The organism is Phormidium sp. CCY1219, from assembly GCF_055795085.1.
This window is the reverse complement of the sequence record NZ_JAYFEQ010000217.1, coordinates 1-3,816: the sequence shown is the minus strand read 5'-3', so window position 1 is coordinate 3,816 and position 3,816 is coordinate 1. Positions and strand designations below refer to the sequence as shown.

At 50.8% G+C, this 3,816-nt stretch carries 3 protein-coding genes; all 3 read left to right on the top strand.

All coding sequences use genetic code 11. From position 1 onward, the window contains the following. Window positions 1–106: CHAT domain-containing protein (locus AC0QH1_RS01910; protein WP_442957264.1), on the top strand; the 106-nt coding region annotated here is incomplete at its 5' end. A gap of 171 nt (window positions 107–277) precedes the next feature. Continuing rightward, entirely contained in the window at window positions 278–2,263 is a 1,986-nt protein-coding gene (locus AC0QH1_RS01905; protein WP_324629078.1) for a tetratricopeptide repeat protein, read from the top strand. Between the two features lie 275 nt (window positions 2,264–2,538). Further along, the gene (locus AC0QH1_RS01900) at window positions 2,539–3,657 is read left to right on the top strand and encodes a hypothetical protein (protein ID WP_324629077.1); all 1,119 of its coding nucleotides are present in this window, start codon (window positions 2,539–2,541) and stop codon (window positions 3,655–3,657) included. The last annotated feature ends 159 nt before the right edge of the window (window positions 3,658–3,816 follow it).

The following is a 3,816-nucleotide window of genomic DNA, read 5'->3' as shown; positions in this document are numbered from 1 at the left end:
CCCGGCGGAAGCGTTGCGGGAGGCGCAGTTGGAGATGTGGCAACGTGAGGAGTGGAAATCGCCCTATTTTTGGGCGGGGTTTACGTTGCAGGGGGAGTGGAAATAATGACAGTTTTTCCCTTGGGTCAGGGGTCTGAATCAAGGCGATCGCCTCCTTGGAAACTGGGTGTTGATAGCGGATGGAGACGGCGATTACAATCGCATATCGCCTGTGTAGCCGCGATTTCAATCGCCCCGCTTTATTTTATAGAATTTAACTAAAAAAGGAGTCAAAATCATGGTGAGTTACTGGGTGTTTCTTCTGTCTCGAAACAGTTTAGCTGTATCGGTAATTTTGTTACTGTGGTCGAGTTCGGTGGCGGCGTTTTCTGCGCGGGACATGGACTCGTTACTATCGGCATCGGTGGAGAGCGATCGCAGTTCCATCGCTCAAGTAGAAGGCACTGAAGCCGATCGCTTGTGGCAAGAAGGGATACAACTTTACGAACGAAAAACCCCCAAATCCTTACAACAAGCCCTGGTCAAGTTCGAGGAAGCGCTGAAACTGTATCGCGAAGCCGGCGATCGCCAACAAGCAGCGCGAATCCTGCATCAGTTAGCTTTGGTACACCAAGCGCGAGGCAACCCGCAACTGGCGTTAGATTCCTATCAGCAATCCCTCTCCCTCTTGCGGCAAACCGGCGATCGCAAATTGGAAACCGTCACCCTGCTGGGAATGGGTCACATGTACTACGAATTAGGCGATTTGCCCCAATCCCTCAGCTACTTGCGCCAATCCCTATTTGGAGCGCGGCAAGTGGAGGATCCGGACTGGGAAGCTGCCCTTCGCCAGATGATTGGCATCTTTGCTCACAAGGCATTTAGTGAAGGAATAGAACTGCACGATCGCTATACCACAGAAGCTTGGTTGGAGTCAATCCCGAAATTTGAAGCGGCCCTAGAATTCTACCGCATTGTCGGCGATCGCACCCAGGAAACTCGCGTCCTAGTTTGGATCGCTCATATGCACTCCGACCTAAACAACTATCCCCGCGCCCTGTACTACTACGATATCGCCCTATCACAAGCGCGAGAATTGGGTGAAGAAGAACAGCAAGCGATCGTTCTCCGGGAGATGGGCCACGTTTACTACGTTCAAGCTGAATGGGAGGCGGCGATGGACTCCTACCAACAATCCTTGTCACTCGCCCGCAACACCGGATATCGCCAACTCGAAGCCCAGAATTTGAGGAATATTGGCTTAATTTACCACGTTCGGGGAGAGCACCAAAAGGCGCTAGACTACTATAGCCAATCGTTGCCTATTTTCCGCGAACTGGACGAGGGAGCTTCCCAAGCGTATCTCCTGAAATATATCGGCGCGGCTTATCGAACTCTAGAGGAGTTGGAAACGGCTCTAGAGTATTATAACCAATCTCTGGCGTTATTTCAAGAACTCGACAACGAAGAACAAGAAGCAATCGTCCGCAGCGCCATTCAAGCGGTTTCCTCTGCTTTAGAACCGCAGGAAACCCCGGTAGCCGATCGCCCAAACCCGATCGCCGCCGAGAATAACACCCCAGACGGCGATCGCTTATACGAACAGGCAGAGAAACTGTTTCGGGAAGGAACCCCAGAATCGGCAACGGCGGCGATCGCCAAGTTTGAAGAAGCGATCGCCCGGTATCAAGAAGCAGGGAACACCCGCCAACAAGGGCGATCGCTGGTTTGGATTGGCTATATTTACAAAGGTCGGGAAGCGTGGCAAACCGCCCGGGACTACTACAATCGCGCTTTACCCTTGTTGCGAGAAGCAGGCGATATTATAGGGGAATCCATCGCCCTCAGGGATGCTGCCCTAGCTTACTACGAGTTAGGGAACTTCCAAACCTCCCTGGACTACTACAACCAATGCTTGGTTATCTATCGGCAGCTAGGGTATAAAACAGGGGAAGCCAAGATACTCACTATGATGGGCGTAGTTTCCTGGATGATGGGAAACAAGCAAACCTCCCTAGACTACTTCAACCAATCCCTGGTTATCTTTCGGGAAGAGGGAGATAAACAACAGGAAGCCGCTGCCTTGTTGGGTCTTGCGATCGCCCAACGCAGTTTCGGGAATCTCACAGAGGCTTTGGGTAGCGTTGAAGCCGCCATTGCCATTCTCGAAGAACTTAGCCCCGTAGACGGCGAACAGCGTCAGTCTTACCTCGCGGGTTATCAACATTATTACGACTTCTACAACCAACTGCAGAGGGAACTGGAACTAACGCGATCGAATTGATTCCCACCCCAAAGTTTCCCCCAAGCTGCTCGCACCTTGGTCTTGCCTGACGCCATGCTAACAAAGTGAATTGGCTCTTACTGTGAGAAACAAAGGCGCGAGTCACTCTGTTGAGGGATGGGATGGGGAGGCCCGCGATCGCACGCGCGGCGCAATGCACACTCCCTGACGCAACTCCCCGCAGGCGATCGCCTTTTCCAATCACCCAAATCCTTATCCAAATTTGTTGTTTGTTCTGTCCTTAATAGCACTGTAAATTACCATAGGAGTTACCCATGTCCCAAGTCTTTCGCTCTCGCAGACCTTCTCCCCAACCCTCTCCTTCTTCCTTTTGGATTTGGTATTATGTTGCCGTGCTTTTAGCCAGCATTTTGACCTGGAGTTACGTGCGCGGATATCTGAGTTACAAGGATTACCAGCGCGGCGATCGGGCGTATAAAAGTGGAAATTGCCAAGCAGCGATCGCTGAATTCGAGCGAGTGAGCGCTCGCTGGTTTCCGACGGATTTCCAGAACTTAGGGCGTAGCGCTCAATCGAAAAAACGCCAATGCAAAGCCTTCCAAAAAGCGATCGCCCGACAGGAATCCGGGCAGGCAACTCGCAGCCTGATTGCTTATAATAAGTTATTGGCCTTCTCTCCCCATACTGCATTGCGCTCCGCAATCCAAAAAAACGCCGCCAACCTATTCACAGAAACCGACAGTGCCAAACTCACCAATCCAAAACTCTGCGCGCAGTTAGAGTCTTTTCGGCGAAATCAACTGCTTGCGATCGGCTCCAACCACTTACCGCCATTGTACCAAAGTTGCGGCAAATTGTACGAAACCCAAGAAAAATACAGTCAGGCAGCAGTCATCTACGGACAATTTCTCAACGCCTATCCCAAACACGAACTTGCCCCAAAAACCAAAGAAAAATTAGCCCACTCCATCATCGCAGAAGCCAAACAACAGGGCGCAGCAACCCTTCTGCAACCTCAACAAATCGGCTATACAGATAGCAGTTATGCCGTCCTAGAAATTCAGAACGATTCCCCCACAAAAATGCAGTTAATTTTCAGTGGATCCGAAACCATCATCGAAGAAATAGAACCCTGTTTCGACTGCAAGAAATATATTGGAAAAGGTCCCGAATCTTGTCCCGCACGCGGTCCAGTGGGACGCTACACCCTCAAACCCGGACAATACAACATTGTGGTCAAATCCGCTGACGAATTCCGGGTCACTCCCTACCGGGGCGATTGGACGCTCAACCCAGGTACGGCATATAACCAATGCTTTTACCTCATTCAAAACCCCCTGGAGAAGCAGCAGCAAAAAACACCGATGGATTCAGATTCGCAAACCATGCCCCAGAATGATGATAGAATCCCCAAAGGCTCTTTTAAGTTTTAAAGGAGCGGGAGTTACGGTTTGCAGGAAACGGCACAAAAGTAAATGCCGTTTCCGAAGAGTGTTTTCGCAGGATAGTATAAACGAAAAACTAGGAGTCAAAACAATGGTGCGTCAATGGTGCTTGCTTCTCTCTCCTCCCGGGTTAGCCGTAGCGGTAAC